At 61.4% G+C, this 24,754-nt stretch carries 21 protein-coding genes and 1 riboswitch; of the genes, 7 read left to right on the top strand and 14 right to left on the bottom strand.

Annotation, left to right across the window (positions count from 1 at the left end; genetic code table 11):
* Positions 1–69 precede the first annotated feature (69 nt).
* A complete protein-coding gene (serB, locus tag KGA98_RS06335; protein ID WP_057395688.1) occupies positions 70–1,284 on the bottom strand; it encodes a phosphoserine phosphatase SerB in 1,215 nt (404 codons plus the stop codon).
* A gap of 135 nt (positions 1,285–1,419) precedes the next feature.
* Here serB and KGA98_RS06330 point away from each other — a divergent pair, with 135 nt between their 5' ends.
* Entirely contained in the window at positions 1,420–2,937 is a 1,518-nt protein-coding gene (locus tag KGA98_RS06330) for an AhpA/YtjB family protein (RefSeq protein ID WP_154910352.1), read from the top strand.
* Between the two features lie 252 nt (positions 2,938–3,189).
* Here KGA98_RS06330 and KGA98_RS06325 read toward each other — a convergent pair whose 3' ends face one another.
* The 9 genes from KGA98_RS06325 to KGA98_RS06285 form a co-directional block, all read right to left on the bottom strand.
* On the bottom strand, positions 3,190–3,903 hold the full coding sequence (locus KGA98_RS06325; protein WP_223501872.1) for a membrane integrity-associated transporter subunit PqiC: 714 nt from the start codon (positions 3,901–3,903) through the stop codon (positions 3,190–3,192).
* Positions 3,904–4,078: 175 nt separating this feature from the next.
* Positions 4,079–6,346, bottom strand: a complete 2,268-nt coding sequence (parC, locus tag KGA98_RS06320; protein ID WP_057712258.1) for a DNA topoisomerase IV subunit A — start codon at positions 6,344–6,346, stop codon at positions 4,079–4,081.
* A gap of 7 nt (positions 6,347–6,353) precedes the next feature.
* A complete protein-coding gene (locus KGA98_RS06315) occupies positions 6,354–6,878 on the bottom strand; it encodes a TIGR02281 family clan AA aspartic protease (protein WP_057712259.1) in 525 nt (174 codons plus the stop codon).
* Positions 6,875–7,864, bottom strand: coding sequence for an esterase-like activity of phytase family protein (locus KGA98_RS06310; protein ID WP_154910351.1), 990 nt, complete (start codon positions 7,862–7,864; stop codon positions 6,875–6,877). Before KGA98_RS06310 ends, KGA98_RS06315 begins: the two co-directional genes overlap by 4 nt.
* Positions 7,864–9,768: a DNA topoisomerase IV subunit B gene (gene parE, locus KGA98_RS06305; protein ID WP_090452794.1), complete on the bottom strand. Its 1,905-nt coding sequence runs from the start codon at positions 9,766–9,768 to the stop codon at positions 7,864–7,866. The genes KGA98_RS06310 and parE overlap by 1 nt, the downstream gene beginning before the upstream one ends.
* A 50-nt stretch (positions 9,769–9,818) precedes the next feature.
* Positions 9,819–10,427, bottom strand: coding sequence for a YqiA/YcfP family alpha/beta fold hydrolase (locus KGA98_RS06300; RefSeq protein ID WP_090452792.1), 609 nt, complete (start codon positions 10,425–10,427; stop codon positions 9,819–9,821).
* Positions 10,428–10,625: 198 nt separating this feature from the next.
* Positions 10,626–11,441, bottom strand: a complete 816-nt coding sequence (cpdA, locus tag KGA98_RS06295) for a 3',5'-cyclic-AMP phosphodiesterase (protein WP_223501871.1) — start codon at positions 11,439–11,441, stop codon at positions 10,626–10,628.
* A gap of 112 nt (positions 11,442–11,553) precedes the next feature.
* The gene (locus KGA98_RS06290; RefSeq protein ID WP_007977461.1) at positions 11,554–12,006 is read right to left on the bottom strand and encodes a DUF1249 domain-containing protein; all 453 of its coding nucleotides are present in this window, start codon (positions 12,004–12,006) and stop codon (positions 11,554–11,556) included.
* A complete protein-coding gene (locus tag KGA98_RS06285; protein ID WP_150811903.1) occupies positions 11,997–12,614 on the bottom strand; it encodes an NUDIX domain-containing protein in 618 nt (205 codons plus the stop codon). Before KGA98_RS06285 ends, KGA98_RS06290 begins: the two co-directional genes overlap by 10 nt.
* A 224-nt stretch (positions 12,615–12,838) precedes the next feature.
* On the opposite strand from KGA98_RS06285, the gene KGA98_RS06280 reads away from it, so the two are divergent.
* The gene (locus KGA98_RS06280) at positions 12,839–13,585 is read left to right on the top strand and encodes an RsiV family protein (protein WP_223501870.1); all 747 of its coding nucleotides are present in this window, start codon (positions 12,839–12,841) and stop codon (positions 13,583–13,585) included.
* Here the strand turns inward: KGA98_RS06280 and cytX are convergent.
* Together cytX and thiC are read right to left on the bottom strand one after the other, a co-directional pair.
* Entirely contained in the window at positions 13,554–14,846 is a 1,293-nt protein-coding gene (gene cytX, locus KGA98_RS06275; protein WP_223501869.1) for a putative hydroxymethylpyrimidine transporter CytX, read from the bottom strand. The genes KGA98_RS06280 and cytX overlap by 32 nt on opposite strands.
* A 167-nt stretch (positions 14,847–15,013) precedes the next feature.
* The gene (thiC, locus tag KGA98_RS06270) at positions 15,014–16,903 is read right to left on the bottom strand and encodes a phosphomethylpyrimidine synthase ThiC (RefSeq protein ID WP_008063536.1); all 1,890 of its coding nucleotides are present in this window, start codon (positions 16,901–16,903) and stop codon (positions 15,014–15,016) included.
* Positions 16,904–17,068: 165 nt separating this feature from the next.
* Positions 17,069–17,174: riboswitch (TPP riboswitch) on the bottom strand.
* A gap of 205 nt (positions 17,175–17,379) precedes the next feature.
* Between thiC and KGA98_RS06265 the strand changes: the two genes are divergently transcribed.
* Positions 17,380–18,813: a TolC family outer membrane protein gene (locus KGA98_RS06265; RefSeq protein ID WP_090452786.1), complete on the top strand. Its 1,434-nt coding sequence runs from the start codon at positions 17,380–17,382 to the stop codon at positions 18,811–18,813.
* A gap of 107 nt (positions 18,814–18,920) precedes the next feature.
* Here KGA98_RS06265 and waaA read toward each other — a convergent pair whose 3' ends face one another.
* Both waaA and KGA98_RS06255 read right to left on the bottom strand, forming a co-directional pair.
* The gene (gene waaA / locus KGA98_RS06260) at positions 18,921–20,213 is read right to left on the bottom strand and encodes a lipid IV(A) 3-deoxy-D-manno-octulosonic acid transferase (protein ID WP_223501868.1); all 1,293 of its coding nucleotides are present in this window, start codon (positions 20,211–20,213) and stop codon (positions 18,921–18,923) included.
* An 11-nt stretch (positions 20,214–20,224) separates the two neighbouring features.
* Complete coding sequence (locus KGA98_RS06255) at positions 20,225–21,127, bottom strand: LysR family transcriptional regulator (protein WP_191622243.1); 903 nt, start codon at positions 21,125–21,127, stop codon at positions 20,225–20,227.
* A 103-nt stretch (positions 21,128–21,230) separates the two neighbouring features.
* Here KGA98_RS06255 and KGA98_RS06250 point away from each other — a divergent pair, with 103 nt between their 5' ends.
* The 4 genes from KGA98_RS06250 (at position 21,231) to KGA98_RS06235 (ending at position 24,750) form a co-directional block, all read left to right on the top strand.
* Complete coding sequence (locus tag KGA98_RS06250) at positions 21,231–21,563, top strand: DMT family transporter (protein WP_057712271.1); 333 nt, start codon at positions 21,231–21,233, stop codon at positions 21,561–21,563.
* A 201-nt stretch (positions 21,564–21,764) separates the two neighbouring features.
* The gene (locus tag KGA98_RS06245) at positions 21,765–22,940 is read left to right on the top strand and encodes an NAD(P)/FAD-dependent oxidoreductase (protein ID WP_057712272.1); all 1,176 of its coding nucleotides are present in this window, start codon (positions 21,765–21,767) and stop codon (positions 22,938–22,940) included.
* Complete coding sequence (locus KGA98_RS06240; protein WP_223501867.1) at positions 22,937–23,749, top strand: aldo/keto reductase; 813 nt, start codon at positions 22,937–22,939, stop codon at positions 23,747–23,749. Before KGA98_RS06245 ends, KGA98_RS06240 begins: the two co-directional genes overlap by 4 nt.
* A gap of 32 nt (positions 23,750–23,781) precedes the next feature.
* Complete coding sequence (locus KGA98_RS06235) at positions 23,782–24,750, top strand: metal ABC transporter ATPase (RefSeq protein WP_102669303.1); 969 nt, start codon at positions 23,782–23,784, stop codon at positions 24,748–24,750.
* Positions 24,751–24,754 lie beyond the last annotated feature (4 nt).

Below are 24,754 nucleotides of genomic sequence, written 5' to 3'. Positions count from 1 at the left end.
AGTCAACATAGATGTTGAATGTGATGACGCCTTCGCGAGCAAGCCCGCTCCCACATTGATTTGCGGCGCTTAGAGCTGCCCGTCGCGATCGCGGAAACCCAGCAGGTAGAGCACACCATCCAGCCCCAAGGTGGAAATCGCCTGCTTGGCCGACTGTTTGACCAGCGGCTTGGCCCGGAACGCCACGCCCAACCCGGCAATCGCCAGCATCGGCAAGTCATTCGCACCATCACCGACCGCAATGGTCTGCTCCAGGCGCAAGCCTTCCTTGTGTGCCAGTTCCTTCAGCAAATCCGCCTTGCGCTGTGCATCGACAATCGGCTCGACCGCCACGCCGGTGACTTTGCCGTCGACCACTTCAAGTTCGTTGGCGAACACGTAGTCGATACCCAGTTTGGCCTGCAATTGCTTGGCGAAGTAGGTGAAGCCGCCCGACAGAATCGCGGTCTTGTAGCCCAGGCGCTTGAGTTCGGCGAACAGGGTTTCGGCGCCTTCGGTCAGGCGCAGCGAGGCACCGATGGAGTCCAGCACATTGACGTCCAGACCTTTGAGCAAGGCCAGGCGTTCCTTGAAGCTGGCGCGGAAATCCAGCTCACCGGCCATTGCCCGCTCGGTGATTTCCGACACTTTGTCGCCGACGCCGGCCGCCTTGGCCAGCTCATCGATCACTTCGGCTTCGATCAGCGTTGAATCCATGTCGAACACCGCCAGGCGACGGTTGCGACGGAACAGCGAATCTTCCTGGAAGGCGATGTCGACGTTCAGTTCCTGGGCGACACTGAGGAATTCGGCACGCAACGCCTGCGGATCAGCCGCCTCGCCACGCACGGAAAACTCGATGCAGCCCTTGCCCTTGTCGGCCGGGGTGTCCAGCGGCATGCGCCCGGACAGGCGATCGATGTGGTCGATGTTCAGGCCATATTTGGCAGTGATCGAGCTCACGGCCTGCAACTGCCCGGCTGTCACCTTGCGGGTCAACAGGGTCACAATGTGGCGCTTTTTGCCCTGATTGCCGACCCACTGCTGGTAATCCTGTTCGGACACCGGCGTGAAACGCACTTGTTGATCGAGTTCATAGCCCTTGAACAAGATGTCCTTGAGCACGGACTTGCCTTGCTCGGTGTCGGGAATTTCAACCAGGATACCGAACGACAAGGTGTCGTGGATCACCGCCTGACCGATGTCGAGAATGTTCACACCACCCTGGGCCAGAACGCCGGTAATGGCCGCAGTCAGACCCGGACGGTCGACTCCCGTGATGTTTATCAGGACGATTTCGCGCAAGGCGCACCCCCGCAAGTGGAAAAAAACCGCATTCTACCCACTTTCAGTGACCATCGGGCACCGTGAGCGCTTTGACGGTCTAGGGCCTGTCGCTATACTGCGCGTCAACTTCACGGACAAAAGAGCCGAGCTCAAGTGAACCGGCCCACGCCAGTAAAAACCGACAACTTCTTCCTGCTGATCTTCCGGGCACTGCGCCACCGCCGTGTACCGATTGCATTGCGCATCGCCAGCCATAACGTGATCCTGGTCGCCCTGGCTCTGGTCATCTATGCCGGTGTGATGGGCCTGCAGTTCAAGCAGGCCATGCACGAGCAGGCGGATGCGCTGGGCGAAAGCCTGACTACGCAGACGGCCACCTCGGCCACCGAGCTGTTGGTGTCCAACGACATCCTCAGCCTCAACGTGCTGCTCAACAACCTGACCAAGAACAAGCTGGTGGCCCACGCCGCCATCTACAGCCCGGACAACCGCATCCTCGCCGAATCCGGCCAGCGTCCCAAGCATGGCCTGCTGGGCGAAGCCGAGGGCATGTACCAAAGCAAGATCACCTTCCAGGACGTGACTGCCGGGCAATTGCGCATCAGCCTGGACATGGACCAGTTCCAGCAGCCGATGACCATCAGCCTGCAAAGCATGGGCATTCTGAGTGCAATCCTGCTGGCCCTGTCCTTGGCCCTGAGCCTGCGCATGGGGCGTTATCTCTCCACGCCGCTGCTGCAATTGCGGGTGTGGCTGCGCAATATCGATGAATTCACCCCGGCCACCGACCGCCAGGACGAAATCGGCGACCTGGCGCGTCAGCTGCACGCCAACTTCGCCCCGGAGCCCGCCCCTGTGCCAGAACCGGAACCGGAGTTCGACGACATGGATGACGAGGCCGACCCGGCCTTCGAAGTCCGTAACCTGCGCGATCCGAGTTTCGACGAGAGCCGCCCGGTAGCGGCGCTCAAACCAGCGCCACGACAGATCGTCAGCACCGTTGAAGACGACGATGACGAAGACCCGTTCGCCGATCTGCGCGACGAGTCGCTGGACAGCACCCCACAACCGGTGATTCGCAAAGCCACGCCGAGCGTGCCGCAACACAGCGCGGTGCTGGCGGTGCAACTGGGCTCCCAGGAGCAACTGCGACGCCTGCCGCGGGCGCGTCTTGAAGAACTGCTCGAGCGCTATCGCGATTGCCTCGACCAGGCAGCTTCCCTGTATCAGGGCGAAGTAGAGACCTTGAACGATGGCAGCACGCTGATGCTGTTCCACACCGAAGACAGCGGCGACGATTACCTGACCAACGCCATTTGCTGTGGCGAGCTGCTGCGGGCCCTGGGCCACCAGTTGCAGATCGAAGTCGCGGACAGTGGCATCACCCTGCAATTGCAGCTGGGGCTGACTCTGGGCGACGAACTGTTCGGCCTGAGCCAGATCGACTTGCTGCTGACCGACCCTGCCCAGGACGCCCTGGCCCTGTCGCAACACAGCCGCAACCTGCTGCTGGTGGAGCGCAAGATCAGTGACGACGTGTTGATTCGCCAGCGCGCGCGGATCCGCCCGATCGCCAGCCCTGAAGGTGCGTGCTGCGTAGAGCGGTTGATGGAGCCGTATCCGTCGATGCTGGAACGGCAACTGGCACGGATGCACGAGCGTCGCGCTTAAGCCTTAACCTCGATATGAAGAAGCCCGCAGATGAGTGATCGTCTGCGGGCTTTTTTGTTGCCTGTTCTGGCCTATTCGCGAGCAAGCCCGCTCCCACACTTGATCCGGGTTAGCCCAAGGGTGTGCTCACTGAAGATCCCCTGTGGGAGCGAGCTTGCTCGCGAAGAGGCCAGAACAGGCGCTAGATATCTCCAACCTGTAAAAACAACAAAGCCCGCATCAATGCGGGCTTTGTATGGATTCAGTCCACACTTAGAAGCGGAACACTTCCATATCCGTACGAATAGGCGCGGCCATCGGGATCTTCGGCTGCTTTTCCTGTTCTACCGCAGGTGCTGCCGCCTTGGCTGCCGGCTTGCGTGGGGCTTCGGCGATCGGCGGCTGATTGGCCAGGGGCTTGAGCGCCACCGACAGTTGTTCGGCCAGGCGTTGCAACAACACACCCTGTGCCTGGACCTGAGCCGCCGTGGTACCGGCATGCCGCTCCTGTAAATGGATGATGCGGTTGTCGCGGACCTGCCCGCGACGGTCGATCAGGCGCCATTGCGCGTCGAGGATCGCCGGTTGTTTTTCACCCGAATCCAGGCGCGTGATAGTCAGCAGCACCTGAACGTCCGGGGTGAAGCCCACTGTCGCCGGGGCCAGCACTACGCGCTGACTGTCCAGGCGACCCGCGACCTGGCGCAGCAGCAGCTGATCGATATCCGACGAAAGGCTGCCAGCCCAACGACCGTCGGTCGAGGCTTGCAGGCTGCCATCCGGCTGACGCTGCAACAGGGTTTCGCGTTGCAGGTAGTCGGCCACGGTGACCGGCCCCAACAATACCGCCATGCCCGCGTTCTGTGCGGGCTGAACCGGACTACCAGCGTCCAGTTGATACAACGACACCGGCTGGTGAACGCTGCAACCCGCCAGGCCAAGAACGCCGGCGAGCAAAAGAATAAAAGGAAGGCGCAGAGCAGTCATCGTCCCATCCAGGTGGTCGCTAAAAGGCTGACCACAGTGAAAATACTCAATAAATATGAAGAACGCGCGGCAACGCCGGCGCTTGAAAGGCCATATCATCCGTGAATATGCGTTCCGACTCCAGCGTAAAGCGCCGAACTACGGGTTAATTCGTAGTTCGGCGCTTCTAAGTCGCCTAATTGAGGTTTTCGACGAGCAGCGCGTCTACCCTCTGGAAGCCACGCGGCAACTTGTTGCCACGACGACCACGTTCACCCTTGTAGTGTTCGAGATCGTCCGCTTTCAGTGACAAGGTACGTTTCCCGGCCTGCAACACCAGTGTTGCACCGTCCGGCAATACCGCGATGTCCGTCACATACTCTTCACGACTGGCCACTCGTTCACCGGGAATCCCGATGATCTTGTTGCCTTTGCCTTTACCTAATTGTGGCAGGTCGCTGATTTTGAAGATCAGCAGGCGACCTTCGGTCGTCACCGACGCCAGCCAGTTCTGCTCACGATCGGCCACAGGACGCGGCAGCATGACCTTGGCGTTGTTCGGCAGGCTCAACAGGGCCTTGCCCGCCTTGTTCTTGGCCTGCAGGTCTTCACCCTTGACCACGAAGCCATAGCCGGCGTCGGAGGCGATCACGTACAGCGCATCGTCTTCCGGCATCAGCACGCACTCGAAACTCGCCCCTGGCGGCGGCGTCAGGCGACCGGTCAGCGGCTCGCCCTGGCCACGGGCCGACGGCAAGGTGTGGGCGGCCACCGAATAACTGCGGCCCGTGGAGTCGATAAACACGGCAAACTGGTTGGAGCGCCCGGCTGCCAGTGCCTTGAAGCCGTCCCCGGCCTTGTAGGAAAGCCCGGTGGCGTCGATTTCGTGGCCTTTGGCGGAGCGAATCCAGCCTTTTTCCGACAGCACGACCGTCACTTTCTCGTTCGGCAGCAGATCGTGCTCGGTCAGGGCCTTGGCTTCGGCGCGCTCGACAATAGGCGACCGGCGGTCATCACCGTAGGTTTCAGCGTCCTTGATCAGTTCGCTGCGCACCAGTTTTTTCAACTTGGCTTCGCTGCTCAGCAGGGCTTGCAGCTTGGCTTGTTCCTTGAGCAGTTCATCCTGCTCGGCACGCAGTTTCATCTCTTCCAGTCGCGCCAACTGACGCAGACGGGTGTCGAGGATGTAGTCGGCCTGGATTTCGCTGAGGGCGAAGCGCTCGATCAGCGCGGCTTTCGGCTGCTCCTCGGTACGGATGATGTGGATCACTTCATCCAGGTTGAGGTAGGCAATCAGCAAACCGTCCAACAGATGCAGGCGACGCTCGACCTTGTCGAGGCGGAATTGCAGGCGACGACGCACGGTCTGCACCCGGAACTCCAGCCATTCGACCAGCAGCGCCCGCAGGTTTTTCAGCTGCGGCTTGCCGTCCAGGCCGATGATGTTGATGTTGACCCGGTAGCTCGACTCCAGCTCGGTGCTGGCGAACAGGTGCTGCATCAGCGCATCGTGGTCGAAGTTTTTCCGTGCGCCCGGAATGATCACGATCCGGCACGGGTTTTCGTGGTCGGATTCGTCACGCAGGTCGGCAATTTGCGGCGCCTTGGACGGCTTGGCCTGCATCATCGCGGCGATCTGTTCCAGCACCTTGGCGCCCGAAACCTGATGCGGCAGCGCGGTGACGATGATGTCGCCGTCTTCGATGTGATACACGGCGCGCATGCGCACAGAACCGCGACCGGTTTCGTAGATTTTCAGCAGGTCGGCGCGCGGGGTGATGATTTCCGCTTCGGTTGGGTAGTCCGGGCCCTGGATGTGTTCACAGAGCTGTTCGACCGTGGCCTTGGGCTCATCGAGCAAGCGCACGCAGGCGGTGGCGACTTCCCGCAGGTTGTGTGGCGGAACGTCGGTGGCCATGCCCACGGCGATGCCGGTGGTGCCGTTGAGCAGGATGTTCGGCAGGCGGGCCGGCAACACCAGCGGCTCGTCCAGCGTACCGTCGAAGTTCGGGCCCCAATCCGCCGTGCCCTGGCCCAGTTCGCTGAGCAGCACTTCGGAATAACGCGACAGCCGCGCTTCGGTGTAGCGCATGGCGGCGAAGGACTTGGGATCATCCGGCGCACCCCAGTTGCCCTGGCCGTCGACCAGCGTATAGCGATAGCTGAACGGCTGGGCCATCAGCACCATGGCTTCGTAGCAGGCCGAGTCGCCGTGGGGGTGGAATTTACCGAGCACGTCACCGACGGTACGTGCCGACTTCTTGTGCTTGGAATCAGCGTCCAGCCCCAGCTCGCTCATGGCGTAGACGATACGCCGCTGTACCGGTTTCAGGCCGTCGCCGATATGCGGCAGGGCACGGTCCATGATCACGTACATGGAGTAGTTGAGGTAGGCATTTTCGGTGAAGTCAGCCAGTGACCGGCGTTCTACACCGTCCAGGCTGAGATCAAGGGAGTCGCTCATGCGGGCCTCATCGGTTCGTTGTCTGGCGCAGCAGCATGGTGCCACCGCGCTGGGTAAATTCAAGTTTGTTCAGTGCGCTCATGCCGAGCAACACTTGATCGCCATGCAGCCCCGGGGCCACCAGTGCGCGTACATCCCGCAGCACGATGTCGCCCAGCTGCAGGCGCTCGATACGGGTGCGATAGCCCTGGCTCAGGCCATTGGCCGTGCTCAGGGTCACGCCGAATCCTTCTTCGAGCTTCAAACGCTTGGCCAGGTCCGCCGGAATCGACACATCGGTCGCCCCGGTATCGAGCATGAAGTCCACCGGATGGCCGTTGATCTGACCGCTGGCGACAAAATGCCCCTGCGCATTGCTCACCAGTTTCACCTCAATGAAACCCTCGCCCTGCTCCGAGCTGACCACCACGTTCGGATTTTGCTGACGCGCTTCCCACTGGCCGAAAAAACGCGTGGCCAGAAACAACGCGGCACACCAGGCCAGTACCATAAACACCCGGCCGATGCGCTGCCCCGGGCTTCGTTGTCTCATGACTTGGCACTCCAGCCACCTTCCGGTGCAGCAAAACGCCAGACTACCGGACGGACTTCACCATCGGCGCGAGCACCGTTGTTGTTGTCGATACCGATCCAGGCACCGTCAGCGTCCACTACCAGCGCTTCCGCGAGGCCATAATCTTGTGGATAACGCCGATTTTCCTGCAATGCCTCTTCGGCAAACGACCAGCAACGCTCGACTTTGGCGGTCAGCGCATCTCGGCGGCAGACCTCGAACGCATTGCGCTCCAGGGTAAACAGCTTGCCGTTGAACAATGACAGATCGGCAAAATCCCGAGGCATCGCTCTGGCGTGGGGAAACTGTGCGGGTTGCATTTCATTCCCGGCTTCACTCAGCAGCACGCATCCACCATCGCAGTCCCACACCGATTGCTTGCGCTTGATCAGCAGCAACCCGCGGTTCTCGCGCTCGGCAGCCAACCACAACTGGTCACCTTCAGGATTGATTGCCAAGCCTTCGAACAGTGCATTGAAGCGCAACAACATGCCTCTGGCCCGGGCTTCGCGCGCCATGAGCGGCGAAATCTTCAGCCAGGAAGTCGGCCCGGTTGGCGGTATTTGCAACACCGCTGCATGGGATTCGCTGACCACGTAACGATTGCCGGCGCGGTCACAGGTGATGCCTTCGAAATCCAGATTGCCGCCACGCACGAACGAAGCGGCCCAGGTCCGCGAACGCAATCCCCAGGGCAACCCGCTGTCAGGTACTTCAGGTACGCCGATGCCCACGGCCTGTGCGCGCCAGACGTTGGCCCGGGTATCGAGACGATAGATCTGATCATCGTCACGGTCGGAGACCGTCCACAGCTCCTTGCCGCACTGTGCCAACCCGGACAGGTTGCCGCCGCGCATGCCATCGACGGCATGCTCGGACAACAGACGCAGTTGCGGTGTCGGTTCGCCAGACACCGTCATTGAGGTCAGCAGCAACGCACACGCCAGGGCAAAGCCCAAGCGCATCAGCCCAGCACCTCGGCCAGGTTGCCCTTGGACTCCAGCCAGGTCTTGCGGTCACCGGCACGCTTCTTCGCCAGCAGCATGTCCATCATCTCCGAGGTAGCCTCGAAATCTTCCAGGGTCAACTGCACCAGACGCCGGGTGTTCGGGTCCATGGTGGTCTCGCGCAACTGCGGCGGGTTCATTTCGCCCAGACCCTTGAATCGGGTGACCTGCGGCTTGCCGCGCTTCTTCTCGGCCACCAGGCGATCGAGAATCCCGTCGCGCTCGGCTTCATCGAGGGCGTAGTAGATCTCTTTGCCCAGGTCGATGCGGTACAACGGCGGCATCGCGACGTAAACGTGACCGGCATCGACCAACGGGCGGAAATGCTGGACGAACAAGGCGCACAGCAAGGTCGCGATGTGCAGACCGTCGGAGTCGGCGTCGGCGAGGATGCAGATCTTGCCGTAGCGCAACTGGCTCATGTCCGCCGCGCCCGGATCGACACCGATGGCCACGGCGATGTTGTGCACTTCCTGGCTGGCCAGCACTTCGCTGCCGTCGACTTCCCAGGTATTGAGGATCTTGCCGCGCAACGGCAGGATCGCCTGGAACTCCTTGTCCCGCGCCTGCTTGGCCGAACCGCCGGCGGAATCACCTTCGACCAGGAACAGCTCGGAACGCATCGGGTCCTGTCCGGCACAGTCGGCCAGTTTGCCCGGCAGCGCCGGGCCTTGGGTAACGCGTTTGCGCTCGACCTTCTTGCTGGCCTTGAGGCGACGGCCGGCGTTGTTGATCGCCAGTTCCGCCAGCAGCATGCCGGTTTCCGGGTTGGCATTGAGCCACAGGCTGAACGCATCCTTGACCACACCGGAGACGAACGCCGCCGCTTCACGGGACGACAGCCGCTCCTTGGTCTGCCCGGAGAATTGCGGTTCCTGCATCTTCATCGACAGAACGAAGGCGATGCGTTCCCAGACGTCTTCCGGTGCCAGCTTCACGCCGCGCGGCAGCAGGCTGCGGAATTCGCAGAACTCGCGCATGGCGTCGAGCAGGCCCTGACGCAGACCGTTAACATGGGTACCGCCCTGGGCCGTCGGGATCAGGTTGACGTAGCTTTCCTGCACCGCATCGCCGCCTTCCGGCAGCCACAGCAGCGCCCAATCCACGGCTTCCTTGTTACCGGCAAAAGCGCCGCAGAACGGTTCGTTCGGCAGGCGCTCGAATTCGCTGACCGCGTCCACCAGATAGGAACGCAGGCCGTCTTCGTAATGCCATTCGACTTTTTCGCCGGTGGCCTTGTCTTCAAAACTGACCAGCAGGCCCGGGCACAGAACGGCCTTGGCCTTGAGCACGTGCTTGAGGCGGCTGATGGAGAATTTTGGTGAGTCGAAGTATTTCGGGTCCGGCGCAAAGAACACGCTGGTCCCGGTATTGCGCTTGCCGACAGTACCGACGACTTCAAGCTCGGTGGCCTTGTAGCCATCCTTGAAGGTCATCTGGTATTCGTTGCCGTCACGTTTTACACGCACCCGCACTTCGGTGGACAAGGCGTTGACCACGGAAATACCCACCCCGTGCAAGCCGCCGGAGAACTGGTAGTTCTTGTTGGAAAACTTGCCACCGGCATGCAGCTTGGTGAGGATCAACTCGACGCCCGAAACACCTTCCTCGGGGTGAATGTCCACCGGCATGCCTCGGCCGTCATCGCTGACCTCCAGGGAATGGTCGGCATGCAGGATCACCTGCACCGATGTGGCATGCCCGGCCAAGGCTTCGTCGACACTGTTGTCGATGACTTCCTGGGCAAGGTGGTTCGGCCGACTGGTGTCGGTGTACATGCCGGGGCGCTTGCGCACCGGGTCGAGGCCCGAGAGGACTTCGATGGCGTCTGCGTTATAAGAGCTAGCGCTGGGAGTGGCCATGGGGTCTCGTCGTCAGTGTTCGGTGAAAAAAGAATTCATGGGGCTATCGCTCACAGTGCGGTGAAATCGATTGCCTGATACAAATCGGCGCCAATGCCGGCAAAACTCAACATGGCCGGCAATTGCCCGGCAAAACCCTGGAAACTGTGGTCGCCGCCGGCCTGGATACGCAAGGCGCATGCCCGGTAATACTGCTGGGCGAGGCGATAGTCCAGCGTTTCGTCAGCCGTCTGCAACCATACCTGATAACGCTGTGGATCCTGGGGCGCCGGCACTTCCAGTTCGGCCAGGGCCACCACGTGGTCGTGGGTCATTTCCCAGGTCTCTTCGGTATACAGGTTTTTCTGCGTCCCCAGAAAGCCGTCGAACATCCGGTGCGGGCTGACGGCAGGGTTGATCAACAGGGCTTTCAAGCCATGGCGCTCGGCAAGGTGAGTGGCATAGTAGCCGCCGAGCGAGCTGCCGACCAGCAGTGGCCGCCCCAGCTCGGCAATCGCCTGCTCCAGCTGCTCGATAGCCTGGCGCGGGTGATGGTGCAATGCCGGAACGCGCAGGTGTTCGCTCAGGCCCAGACGCTCCATCACCTCGACCAACTGACAGGCCTTCTTCGACAACGGCGAGCTGTTGAAGCCGTGGATATAAAGGATCGAACCGGACATTTGAGCTCCCTGTGCGTCGGCTAAAGAGGCGGAGTTTACAGGGACTCGGGGATATCCACAGAATCCACGGTGTCTGTGTAGACGCCTTCGCGAGCAAGCCCGCTCCCACACTGGACTTGCGTCGGTCACAAGCTCCCCCTGTGGGAGCGGGCTTGCTCGCGAAGGGCGCGACTAGGTTTTCCAGAAAAAATGAAAAAATCAGTAGCCGTTGGAACCGTAATCCACAGTGAAATCAAACCCGGTAACCCGCTCCACCCCGGTTTCCAGCCGCCCGTCGGGCAGCAGTCGCAACCAGCGATAGCCCGGCGCCTGTTCCCCGACCTTGAAATCTTCGCTGCCCGGCTCGAACTGGATGCAGGTAGAGGGCGAGGCGATCAAACGTACGCCGTTGCGCATCCGGTCGATTTCCTGGTGCACATGCCCCCACAACACCGCACGTACCTGCTCGAAGCGATCCAGCACGGCGAACAGCGCCTCGGGATTGCGCAAGCCGATCGGTTCCATCCATGCACAACCGATGGACACCGGGTGATGGTGGAAGCACACCAGATGATGGCGCTCCGGCGCTTCGCTCAACGAGCGGGCGAGCAACTGCAGCTGTTCATCCTGCAAATAACCCGGCACCGAGCCTGGCACCGCCGAATCGAGCAACGTGACCCGCCAGTTGCCGATATCCACCACCGGCTCGAGCAAAGCACTCTGCACCGCCGCCTCGGCCATGATCTGCGGCTCATCGTGATTGCCGGGAATCCAGCGCGCCGGCGCATCGAGCTGACGCGTCATGTCGCGAAATTGTTTGTAGGACTCCAGCGTCCCGTCCTGGGACAGATCACCCGTGGCCAGGATCAAGTCAATCCGCGGCTGTTGCGCGCGCACCAGTTCGATGACCTTTTGCAGGCTGTCGCGGGTGTTCATGCCCAGCAACACGCCGTCCGCTTCGGCAAACAGGTGACTGTCGGAGAGTTGCACCAGCAACGCCGGATCGGCGGTGGTCAATGTGGATACGCTCGGCAAGGCGTTCTCCCAGGGCGTGATCACGGGGATGGGTAAGTGCCGCAATTATGCTGGGGGACGATCGAAAGGGGAAATCTGTGAACCTGACGCAGTTCACAACTGCTGATCACAATTAACGTACCACTTCGTACTCATGCCCCAGCGCCAGGCAATGGCTCAACCACTCGCCCAGAAACATGTTCAGCTGGGCCTTTTCGTCCGGCTGGTGCATCGAGGCGTTCGGGTAAGGATAGATGCCGCGAAAGCGTCGTGCATGTTCGGCGCTGACCACTTCGGCCATGCGCGCGTCGTGATAGACCTGCACTTCCAGTTGCGGCACCGGCAGCCAGGGCAGGCTGTGTTCCTGACGCACTTGCAGGGTCGTGGTGTAGGGGCAGGTCAGCAGGACTTCCAGGGCCAGCACACCGAGCATCTGGTCGCCATGGGTCACGGCGATGCGCCGCGCGGCGGGCTCGCTGCGCATGTCCGGCAGCAGTCGCATCAAGCGCGCGTAGTTCGCCTCGCAGGACGCTTGCAGCCCCACCAGGTCCACCCGATAGCGATCGCGCAGCTTGTTTACGACCATAACCCCCTCACTTCAACGCGGTTCAAAGCCAGCCATTGCAAGGCAATGATGCTCGCCGCGTTGGCAATACGCCCGTCGCGCACGGCTTGCAGGGCATCGTCGAAAGCCCAGACCGTGACGCGGATGTCTTCTGCCTCTTCCTCCAGCCCATGCAGGCCGCCAACCCCGGTAGTGTCGCAACGCCCCAGGTACAGATGCACGAATTCGTTGCTGCCGCCCGGCGATGGAAAGTATTTGGTCATCGGCCAAAGCGCCCCGATTTCAAGCCCAGCTTCCTCCTGCGCTTCGCGGTGAGCAACTGCTTCCGGCACTTCATCCTTGTCGATCAGACCAGCGACCAGTTCGATCAGCCACGGGTTGTCGGTCTTGCCCATGGCGCCGACGCGAAACTGCTCGATCAGCACCACTTCATCGCGTTGTGGATCGTAAGGCAGCATGCATACCGCGTCATGGCGAACGAACACTTCACGATTGATCTCGCGACTCATGCCCCCGGCGAACAATTCGTGGCGCAAGTGCACGCGTTCGAGTTTGTAGAAGCCCTCGTAGCACTTTTCGCGCCGCACGATATCAACGGCGGTGGGAATGGCGTTGGCAAAATCCGTCATGACTATCCTCTTTTACTGCAAATCCTGTTCGAGGCTGCTTTTTTCCTGGGCCTCGACTTCGCGCCATCCTAACGCGCCCGTGACATTTGATGCAGCCCCTTTCCCGTCAGCGGGATGGACGGTGAGGGCGAAACCCACTCTAATTAGCTTAGTGGCGAACTGACTGCTTTGTTGAGAGTCGAAGCCGGTAACTTTTTGCCTTCCCTGTTTCAGAAAGGACGCTCATGTCGCTTTTCAAAATCGCCTCCGTGGCCGCTATCGCCCTGACCCTGGGCGCTTGCGCGAGCCTGTTCCAGCCCAACTACCGGACGCCGCTGGAAACCACCCGCGACGCCTCCGAGCAACTCAAGCCCGGTTGCAGCAACCCGGATTGCCCCCTGGTCAACATCGACACCCTGCACTTCCCGGACGAACCTGCACTGGACGGCATCATCGAAAAGCGCCTGCTGCAAATGACCCGCACCTCGCCCAACGCGCCGGTCGCCCCGACCCTGGCGGCCTATCGCGAAGAGTTTTTGCGCACCGCCGGCCCGCGCTTCAGCAGCTATCTGCAGGCAAAGGTACGTGAGCAGCATGACGGCTTGGTGATCGTCGAATTGTCCAGCTACCTGGACACCGGCGGTGCCCATGGCACCCCAGGTCGAGGTTTCATCAACTATTCACGCCAACAGCATAAAGTGCTGACGCTGTCGGACATGCTGGTGCCAGGGCAGGAAGACGCGTTCTGGAAAGCCGCGCAAGTGGCGCACAACAGCTGGCTGATCAGCACCAAGCTCGATCAGGAACCGGAGTTCGTGAAGAGCTGGCCGTTCCAGACAACCCAGAACGTGGCGCTGACCTACGGCGGGGTAATCCTCAAATACGAAACCAGCACCATCGCGCCTTACGCGCTGGGCCATGTCGAACTGAAGATCCCCTACCCTCGCCTGAACGGCATCATCAAGCCCGAGCTGTTTCCCGGCCGTAACTGAAGGCCCGACCCAGCACTAGCTGGAGCAACCCTGCCACTACCAGTGCCGGCAGGGTTGCGCCGACATCCGGATACAGGTTGGCCAGCAAATGATAGGTGCTAACCCCGCCCAGCCAGGCGAGCAGCGCCGGCCAGCGCAACGCGGCTGACGCCACCAGGCCACTGCGTTTGCGCAGGATGAAGTGATCCACCAGCACCACGCCGAACAACGGCGCAAACACCGAACCGATCAGCAGCAGGAAGTTCTGGTACTGGGCCAACGGCGCCAGCAGGGCAATCAGCGTGCAGACAACGCCGATGGCCAACGCCAGGTGCTCGACTTTGGCGCGCAACAGAATCCCGCTGGACACTGCCGCCGAGTGAATATCGGCAAAGGCGTTTTCCGATTCATCCAGCAGAATCAACAACAGCGGAATCCCCAGGCCGGCGCCGGCCAGCGCCAGCAGCAAGGCATTGACTTCACCGCTCGGCGCGAACGCCAGTGTGTAGGCCACGCCCAGGCTCATCAGCCAGAAATTGCCGATGAAGAAACCGATGGCGGTGCCGCCGAAGACGTTTTTCGCCCGTTTGCCGAAGCGCGAGTAGTCGGCGATCAGCGGCAACCACGAGAGCGGCATGGCAATGGCGATGTCGAAACCCACGGCGAACGGCATCGAACCGTCACCGGCCTGGGCCCACAATGCGGTCAGGTCAGCCTTGGCGAACAGGTTCCAGGTCAGCCAGACACACGCGGCCAGCAGCAGCCAGATACCCCATTTGCGCAGGATCTGGCGCACGAAAGTCAGCGGACCGCTGACCGCGAGCAAGGTCGCAAGGGCACCGAAAAACAGCGTCCACAGCACGGGATTGGACAGCAGGCTACCTTCGTTGAAGGCCTTCGCGCCCAGCAGGCTGGCAGCATCGCGCATGACGATGATTTCGAACGAACCCCAGCCGATCAATTGCAGCAGGTTCAGTACCGCCGGCAGGCTTGCGCCTTTGGCGCCGAGGCTGAGTTTGAGCGCGGCCATCGACGACAGGCCGGTGTCGCTACCGATCACGCCGACCGCCGCCAGCAGCAGAACGCCGACCAGGGTGCCAAGAAAAATTGCCAGCAACGAACCGGACAGGCCAAGGCCCGGCGCGAGCAAGGCACCGGTCTGCAGCACCATCAGGCCGATGCCGAGGGAGAACCACAGGGAAAACAGATCGCGGCCGCCGAATACACGCTTGTCGGTCGGCACCGCGATATCGGGGGAGTAAGTGCTGGGTTGAATGCTCAAGGGTGTTATCTCAGAGGAATATGTTTTGTCATTGAGAGTTTCGGTGTCTGATCTGGCGCTTTCGCGAGCAAGCCCGCTCCCACATTGGTCCTGTGTACGCAGGTCGAATGTGGGAGCGGGCTTGCTCGCGAAGGCGGCGCCACAGGCACCGCCAATCCAGGATCAGATCAAACTTTCTGATACAGCTGACTGCCTTCCTGCTTGAAGCGCTCGGCCTGTTCGGCCATGCCTTGGGCGACGTCTACGTCGACCGCTTCGATCCGCTGGTTGGCCGCATACTCGCGGACTTCCTGGGTGATCTTCATCGAGCAGAATTTTGGCCCGCACATGGAGCAGAAGTGCGCCACCTTGGCCGAATCCTTCGGCAGGGTTTCATCGTGATACGAACGCGCGGTGTCCGGATCGAGCCCCAGGTTGAACTGGTCTTCCCAACGGAATTCAAAACGCGCCTTGCTCAAGGCATTGTCGCGGATCTGTGCGCCCGGATGCCCCTTCGCCAGATCGGCGGCATGCGCGGCGATCTTGTAGGTGATGATCCCGGTCTTCACGTCATCCTTGTTCGGCAGGCCCAGGTGCTCCTTCGGCGTCACGTAGCAGAGCATGGCGCAACCAAACCAGCCGATCATCGCCGCACCGATACCGGAGGTGATGTGGTCGTAGCCCGGCGCAATGTCGGTGGTCAGCGGGCCAAGGGTGTAGAACGGCGCCTCGTCGCAGCATTCGAGCTGCTTGTCCATGTTCTCTTTGATCAACTGCATCGGCACGTGGCCCGGGCCTTCGATCATGCACTGCACGTCGTGTTTCCAGGCAATCTTGGTCAGCTCGCCGAGGGTCTCCAGTTCGCCGAACTGCGCTTCGTCGTTAGCGTCGGCAATCGAGCCCGGACGCAGGCCATCGCCCAGCGAGAAGCTGACGTCGTAGGCCTTCATGATTTCGCAGATGTCTTCGAAATGGGTGTAGAGGAAGTTCTCTTTGTGGTGCGCCAGGCACCACTTGGCCATGATCGAACCGCCACGGGAGACAATGCCGGTCACGCGCTTGGCGGTCATCGGCACGTAGCGCAACAGCACGCCGGCGTGGATGGTGAAGTAGTCGACACCCTGCTCGGCCTGCTCGATCAGCGTGTCGCGGAACAGCTCCCAGGTCAGGTCTTCGGCCACGCCGCCGACTTTTTCCAGGGCCTGGTAGATCGGCACCGTACCGATCGGCACCGGCGAGTTACGGATGATCCACTCGCGGGTTTCGTGGATGTGCTTGCCCGTGGACAGGTCCATGACCGTGTCCGAGCCCCAGCGAATGCCCCAGGTCAGTTTCGCCACTTCTTCTTCGATGGACGAACCCAGTGCACTGTTGCCGATGTTGCCGTTGATCTTCACCAGGAAGTTACGGCCGATGATCATCGGTTCCAGTTCGGTGTGGTTGATGTTGGCCGGAATGATCGCGCGGCCACGGGCGATTTCGTCACGGACGAATTCCGGGGTGATGATTTTCGGCACACTGGCACCGAAGCTGTGGCCGGCGTGTTGCTGGTCCAGCAGGCCGGCGGCGCGGGCCACTTCCAGCTTCATGTTTTCGCGGATGGCGACGTATTCCATCTCAGCGGTGATGATGCCTTTGCGCGCGTAGTGCATCTGGCTGACGTTGGCGCCCGGCTTGGCGCGGCGCGGGTTGTTGACGTGGGCGAAGCGCAGCTTGGTCAGCTCCGGATCGGCAAGTCGCTCCTGGCCAAAATTCGAACTCAGGCCGCTCAGGCGTTCGGTGTCGCCACGGGATTCGATCCACGGCGAACGCACATCGGCCAGGCCTTTGCGCACATCGATGATGACATTGGGGTCGGTGTACGGGCCCGAGGTGTCATACACCACCACCGGTGCGTTGACCTCGCCACCGAAGTCGGTCGGCGTCACGTCCAGGCTGATTTCGCGCATCGGCACGAGGATGTCCGGGCGAGTGCCCTGAACATAGATTTTTTGCGAGCGGGTAAACGGCTGAACCGATTGCTGATCGACCTTGGCCGAATCACTCAGGTTGGTGGCGATTTTTGCTTTTGTAGTCATCACGGGCTCTCCAGACACACATCCAGGCAGTGGATTTTTGTCGGAGCGAACCTGTAAACGAATGGACGCACGGGCGCTGGGAAAACCAGCTGTGCTGTGCTCAGTGCTCGAGGGGTGTTCGATTGTCGAACAACATCCCGGACGAAGCACAAGAGGACTCGCCGGGTGACGAGAAATCTTGTTCCCTACGCAGGCGCTAACCTGATCAGGTTCAACGGGATCCGAAATTATTCGATCTCAGCCTCAAAGCAAGGCACCCCGACAAGAACCCGGCCAGTCTAGACACAACTGGCAAAGAACGCCAACCCCACGGCAAACACCATGATGAATGGCGTAATTACACGCAGTATCAGGATTGTTGCCGTCCGAATGCACAACTACACTCGCTACGCTGAGCCGCGCATTGACGCTGTCAAAGCAGGGCCTTAGCCTTGGCGCTCAAATTACCTCTGTAATATCAATTCTAGGGATCGTCTATGCTGCGCAAACTCTCACTGGCCCTCGCCGTGTCTTGTGCGTCCAACGGAATGGCCTGGGCAGCAGATGTGCCCTTATCGGCCAAGACGGACCTGGTCAGCGTGTATCAAGAAGCCGTCAACAACAACGCCGACCTGGCGGCTGCCATCGCCCAATATGGCGCGCAGAAAGAAGTCGTGCCCCAGGCTCGCGCCGGGCTGCTGCCGAACCTCTCGGGCGGCGCCAATGTTTCCGAGGTGCGTACGTCGCTCGATCAACCTTCGGGCACGACCAACCGCGACGCTCATTCCTACCAGGCCACTTTGGCGCAGCCGCTGTTCCGCGCCGATCGCTGGTTCCAGTTCCAGGCCGCCAAGGAAGTCAACGAACAGGCCGCCCTGCAACTCTCGGCGACCGAGCAAAACCTGATCCTGCAAACCGCTGACAGCTATTTCAACGTGCTGCGCAGCCAGGACAACCTGGCCTCGACCAAGGCCGAAGAAGCGGCGTTCAAACGCCAGCTCGATCAATCCAACGAACGTTTTGATGTCGGCCTCTCGGACAAGACCGACGTATTGAACTCACAAGCCAGCTACGACACCGCACGCGCCAACCGCATCGTTGCGCAGCGCCAGGTGGACGACGCCTTTGAAGCATTGATTACCCTGACCAACCGTCAGTACAACTCGATCTGGGGCATCAGGCATGACTTGCCGATCCTGCCGCCAGTACCGAACGACGCCAAGGCCTGGGTCGAAACCGCGGGCAGGCAGAACCTCAATCTGTTGGCCAGCAACTATGCCGTCAGCGCCGCCGAGCAAACCCTCAAGCAACGCAGGTCCGGGCACTTGCCAACGGTTGACGCGATCGCCAAGTACGAGAAAGGCGACAACGACGCACTGGGCTTCAGCAACCCGAACAACCTGCCCCAGGCGTACGGCGGCAACGTCGAGCAAACGACTGTGGGCCTGCAACTGAACATCCCGATCTACAGCGGTGGCCTGATCAACTCCCAGGTGCGTCAGTCCTATGCACAACTGGACCAGACCGAACAGCAACGCGAATCCCTGCGCCGCAGCATCGTGGAAAACACCCGCGACCTGCACCGCGCGGTGAACACCGATGTCGAGCAGGTACAGGCGCGCAAGCAATCGATCATCTCCAACCAGAGCGCGGTGGAAGCGACTGAAATCGGCTATCAGGTGGGTACGCGAAACATCGTCGACGTGCTGGATGCGCAGCGCTCGCTCTACACCTCGGTGCGTGACTACAACAACACCCGCTACGACTACATCCTCGACAACCTGCGCTTGAAGCAACAGGCCGGTACGTTGAATCCGGGGGACCTGCAAACCCTGGCTCGCTGGCTCAACCCGAACTACAACCCGGACAAGGACTTCCTGCCTCCGGATCTGGCCAAGGCGGCAGAGGAGCAGTTGAAAGCGCGACCTTGACCATCAGAGTTCAAGGCAGCACAAACCTTGCTCGCGATAGCTGACTGACAGGCAACTTAGGTGTTGGATGTACAGCCGCCATCGCGAGCAAGCTCGCTCCCACAGGATCAGCGGCGAATTGAAGACTTGTCGATCAACCGCCCCAACCCATCCAGCAACCGCTGCAACGCCCCCTGATTGGTGCGCATCACCGTCAACCCGGCCTCTGCCATGCACTGCGCATCTCGCGGCAGTTCGAACAGTCGCTGCACCGCCACCGCCAGCCCTTCGGCATCTTCCACTTCCTGCAACGCCCCGGCACTGCGCAACTGCGCGGCGATTTCGAGGAAGTTGAAAAGATGCGGACCGCTCAACACCGGTTTAGCCAGGGCCGCCGGCTCCAGCAGGTTATGCCCGCCATTCGGCACCAGGCTGCCACCGACAAATGCGCTGTCCGCCAGGGCGTAGAGAAACAGCAACTCGCCCATGGTGTCGCCCAGCAGCACTGAAGTATTCGCACTGACCGCATCGCCGCTGGAGCGCCGGACCGTGGCAAACCCTTGTTGCTGGCACAACCCGAACACCGAATTGAAGCGCTCAGGATGACGCGGCACCAAAATCAGCAGGGCATCGGGGTGACTGGCCAACAACTGACGGTGGGCCGCCAGCACCACCTCGTCTTCGCCGTCATGGGTACTGGCCGCGATCCACACCGGTCGTTCCAGCGCCTGCCATTGCCCGCGCAACTCAACGGCGCGCTCCAGCAGTTGCGGGTCGATGGTCAGGTCGAACTTGATCGACCCGGTCACTTCGACGGTTTCCGTCCGCGCGCCCAGGTCGCGCAAGCGCTGGGCCTCGGCTTCGGTCTGCACCGCGAACAGACTCATCTCGGCCAGCATCGGCTGGGTCAGCCTGGGGAACCGGCCGTAACCTCTGGCCGAACGCTCGGACAGCCGTGCATTGGCCAACGCCACGGGGATCCCGCGCTTGGCACATTGATGGATGTGGTTGGGCCACAGTTCGGTTTCCATGATCACCGCCAATTTCGGCTGGACCCGATCAAGGAAGCGCCGGGCAGCGCAAGGCAGGTCATAGGGCAGATAGCAGTGCTGGATGCGCGGCTCATTGGCGAACAGTGCATGGATGCGTTCCGAACCGGTCGGGGTCATGCAGGTCACGGTGATCGGCAGATCCGGATAACGCGCCAGCAAGGCGCGAATCATCGGTGCGGCCGCAATGCTTTCGCCCACCGACACGGCGTGCACCCAGATGCCGCCCGGTTTCATCGTCGGCATCCCGTAGGAAAAGCGCTCGCCGATGCGCCTGGCATACGCCGGCGCCTTGCGCGCGCGCAGCCAAAGCCGAATCGCTACCAATGGCAGCCCCAGATAAAACAGCGCGGTGTAGAGAGTTCTATTCATGGCGGCGGAGTTTATCGGCTTTTTTCGCCTATCGTCTGCAAGTGCACGGCAAAACGTTCGGCGAGCCAGCGCGCGGCCGGACCGAGCGGTTCATCCCGGCGCCATACCAGTTCCACCACCAGGGCCGGCGGGGTCCATTCGCTGACCAGTTCGACCATCTGGTTCTGATAGGTCGGGTACTGCACCACGTGGCGTGGCAACCAGGCCCAGCCGAGGCCGCGTACCAGCCATTCGGCCATCACATAAAAGCTGTCGGCGCGCCAGACCTGCGGGCTGGCCGGATCACTGCCGGGGTAAATGCTCGACTCTGTGGACATCAGCAACTGCCGATGTTGCGCCAGTTGCTGGCCGTCCACTGCGCCCTTGCGCGCCAACGGATGATCCTTGCCGCACACCGTGACCATTTCCACGCTGCCCAGCACCCGCCGCTCAAGAGCCTCGGGAATCTGATCGTGAAAGAACAGCAGCCCCAGATCGGCGCGCCGCTCCACCAGCTTGCGCGCGACATCGCCTTGGGCGGCGCTGGTCAGTTGCACTTCAAGGCTGGGGAATTTTTCCGCCAGGGCTTCGAAGCTTTCGATGATCGGCTGATAAGGCATCGCCTCATCCTGTGCCACACGCAGTCGAGCTTCCTGCCCGCGCATCATCGCCAGCGCCCGGCCATTGAGCCGTTCGCACTGGCGCAACACTTCCCGCGCTTCGTCCAGCAAAGCCGTGCCGGCTTCAGTGAGTTTCGGCTGACGGCCGCTGCTGCGGTCGAACAGGCTGACGCCCAGGTCTTCTTCCAGCAACGCTATCGAACTGCTGACCGCCGACTGCGCCTTGCGCTGATCGCGCGCAACAGCAGAAAACGAACGCTGCTCCGCTACGCTCACAAACAACCGCAGCTGCTCCAGATTCCATTGCATGCTCATGGCTCAACCAATCTCTCAAACAGATAGGTAATGACTTTACCGCATCTGGCGAATCTCTAGAATGCCGACCTCAGAGAGCAACACTTCACACGAGGATTGACCCATGACCGCTTACTACTACCTGGCCATTGCCATCTGCGCCGAAGTGATTGCCACTGTTTCGATGAAAGCGGTCAAAGGCTTCAGCACCCCGCTGCCACTGGTGCTGGTCATCGTCGGGTACGGGATCGCCTTCTGGATGCTGACCCTGGTGGTGCGCAGCGTTCCGGTGGGCGTGGCGTACGCCGTGTGGGCCGGCATGGGGATCGTGATGGTCAGCATCGCGGCGCTGTTTATCTATGGGCAGAAGCTGGACGTGCCGGCAATGATGGGGATGGCGCTGATTGTGCTGGGTGTCGTGGTCATCCAGCTCTTCTCCAAGACTGCGGGGCACTAGAGCTCGAAACACGATCCCCTGTGGGAGCGAGCTTGCTCGCGATGACGGCATGGCATTCAGCATCAATGTTGACTGACCCACCGCTATCGCGAGCAAGCTCGCTCCCACAGGGTTACTCGTTGGCTCGAGAGCACTGGCGTCAGCCCCTCCAATCTTCGAGTCTGTATACTGCGCCCTCGTCTTGAACACAGAGGTCGCCGAATGCCATCCGTTATTTCCACCGACGTGCTGATTGTCGGCGCTGGTGTCGCCGGCCTCTGGCTGAATGCGCGCCTGCGTCGCCAGGGCTTTTCGACCGTGCTGGTGGAAAGCGCCAGCCTCGGCGGCGGGCAGAGTGTCAAGTCCCAGGGCATCATCCACGGGGGCGCCAAATACGCGCTGCATGGCGCCCTGACCGGTGCCTCGGAAGCCATCGCCGACATGCCGCGCCGCTGGCGTGAAGCCTTGGCTGGCGACGGCGAACTGGACCTGTCCGGGGTGCGACTGTTGTCCGAAGCCCATTACCTCTGGTCCCCTGGCACCCTCGCCGGCAACCTCACCAGTTTCTTCGCCAGCAAAGCCGTGCGCGGCCGCGTCGATCAGGTCAAGGGCGAGCAATTGCCGCCAGCCCTGCAAGACAAACGTTTCAAGGGCAAGGTCTATCGCCTGGCGGAACTGGTGGTCGACGTGCCAAGCCTGATCCAGCGCCTGGCCGATCTGGCCGGAGATGGCTTGCTCGCCGGGCAGAAGATCGAGCCGCTGCTCGAAGGCGGCGTGCTGGTCGGCCTGAAGGTGGACGAGCGCGAGATCCGTGCCCAACGCATCGTCCTGAGTGCTGGCGCCGGAACCGCGGCATTGCTTGAAACGCTGGGCCTGAGCCAGCCCGCCATGCAGCGCCGCCCGTTGCACATGATCATCGCCAAGGGGCCAAGCCTCAAACCGCTGTACGCCCACTGCCTGGGTGGTGGCACCAAACCGCGCATCACCGTGACCACGCACCCGGCGGCGGATGGCCAATGGGTCTGGTACCTGGGCGGCGATATCGCGGAATCCGAAGGCGTGACCCGTGAGCCCGCCGAGCAGATCGCCACCGCACAGAAAGAACTAGGTCAATTGCTGCCATGGATCGACCTGAGCACAGTGCAATGGGCCACCTTGCGCGTGGATCGCGCCGAACCGCTGCAATCAGGCCTGACCCGTCCCGACAACGCCTTTGTGGCCGAGGAAGGCCGACTGCTGGTGGGCTGGCCGACCAAACTCGCCCTGGCCCCGGACTTCGCCGACCGGGTGATCGCCAGCCTGACTCGCGACGGTATCCAGCCAAGCCACCCGGCAGCGCTGCCTGAACTGCCGAAGCCGCCGATGGGCGTACCGGCCTGGGAGCAACTGCTGCCATGAGCCAACCGACCCTGCACGACCTGCATCGCCCGCTGGGCAGCACCGGTCTGCTGGTTTCACCCCTGGGCCTGGGCACCGTGAAACTGGGCCGCGACCAAGGGGTGAAGTACCCCAACGGCTTCCAGATTCCCGATGACGATGAAGCACGCAGGCTGCTCACACTCGCCCGCGACCTGGGCATCAACCTGATCGACACCGCCCCGGCCTATGGTCGCAGCGAAGAACGCCTCGGCCCGTTGCTGCGCGGTCAGCGTCAGGATTGGGTGATTGTCAGCAAGGTCGGCGAGGAGTTTGCCGACGGCCAGTCCCGTCACGATTTCAGCGCCGCACACACTCGAATGTCGGTGGACCGCAGCCTGCACCGCCTGGAAACGGACTTCATCGACCTGGTGCTGGTGCACTCCGATGGTAATGACCTGGCAATCCTCAATGACTGCGAAGTCTACGACACCCTCGCCGCGCTCAAGGCCGAAGGCAAGATTCGCGGTTTCGGGTTTTCCGGCAAAACCGTCGACGGTGGCCTCAAGGCACTGGAGCAAGGCGATTGCGCGATGGTCACCTACAATCTGAACGAACAAAACGAGAAGGCCGTCATTGACTATGCTGCTGCACACGGCAAAGCCATTCTGGTCAAGAAAGCCCTCGCCAGTGGTCATGTCTGCCTGAGTCCGGGCGTGGATCCGGTGCGCGCCAGTTTCGAGTTGTTGTTTGAACATCCGGGTGTTGCCAGTGCTATTGTCGGGACCATCAATCCGCTGCACCTCGCCCACAATGTCGCGACCGTTGCCCAGGTCCTACGTAGCCACTGACGCCGCTCACGCGGCCTTAAGCAGGAGCCGACATGTCGCGTACGCTCATCAGAAAGAACCCGAGCAACTTCAAGACCCTGCCGTTATTCGTCGAAGCGACCCCCGAAGGCCTGGCTTACCAGAGTGTCGGCAGGCCGCTGAATTTCTCCCAGACCCTGCAACGCCGTCGGCCGGTGACGGTCGGCGACAGCGAACGGTTTGCCCTGGAGTTGGCCAACCTCGGGGTTTCGGTGCGCCTGACCCTGCATTGGCAGAATCGCGACTATTGGGTGCTGGTGCGCCAACGCCGGCAGGACCGTGGCGATGTGGTGCTCAAGCTGATCTCCGGTTACGTGCCCGCCCATGAACTGAATCTGCCCTTGCACACGGCGATCCAGGAGATAGCCGAAGAATGCCTGCTGGAAACCCCGGAAGGCTGGCTCGGTGGTCGGTTCAACGACACCTGGCTGCCAGCGCCCTACTCGGCCGCCCTGCATTACCGTGAAGCCCTGCCGTTTCGCTTGTCGCCACTGTCTGGCTCGGCGCGACCGGTACGTTGCGCCAACCTGATGCTGATGGAGCGTCCGCGGGCTTACGTGCATTTGCCAACGGCGTCACTGCAACTGATCTACGACTTGCGCCTGGACGTTCCCAAGGAAGCCAAATCCCTGAGCCTGTTCCATGTCGATGAACGACTGGAAGGCGATCAACTCGTCGCCCGCCTCGACCGCAAGCGCCCCGATCTGTACTTGATGCCCTTGCAGGACGGCCACCCGATGGCTGAGCTCTACACCTTGAAAAAGGATCAGCTGTGTCCCGCCAGCACGCGCGGACTGTACCTGGCCGAGAGTTTTGCCCGACAGGAAGGCTGGCTGGTTCGCGACGAGCGAATTCGCTGGAAGGACTGGGTGAGGCAGCAGGGCCTGACCCCGCCGGGGAAGGATTCGGGCCTGGCGCGGTTACGCGGGAAGGCCAAGCTCTTGCTGAAGAAAATAGTGCCGCGTAAAAAAGTCAGCTCCTGAAAGC

It is taken from the genome of Pseudomonas sp. BF-R-24 (assembly GCF_019947335.1).
Taxonomy (GTDB): Bacteria; Pseudomonadota; Gammaproteobacteria; order Pseudomonadales; family Pseudomonadaceae; genus Aquipseudomonas; species Aquipseudomonas jessenii.
The sequence above is the reverse complement of the archived record's forward strand: the minus strand, read 5'-3'. Positions and strand labels throughout refer to the sequence as shown.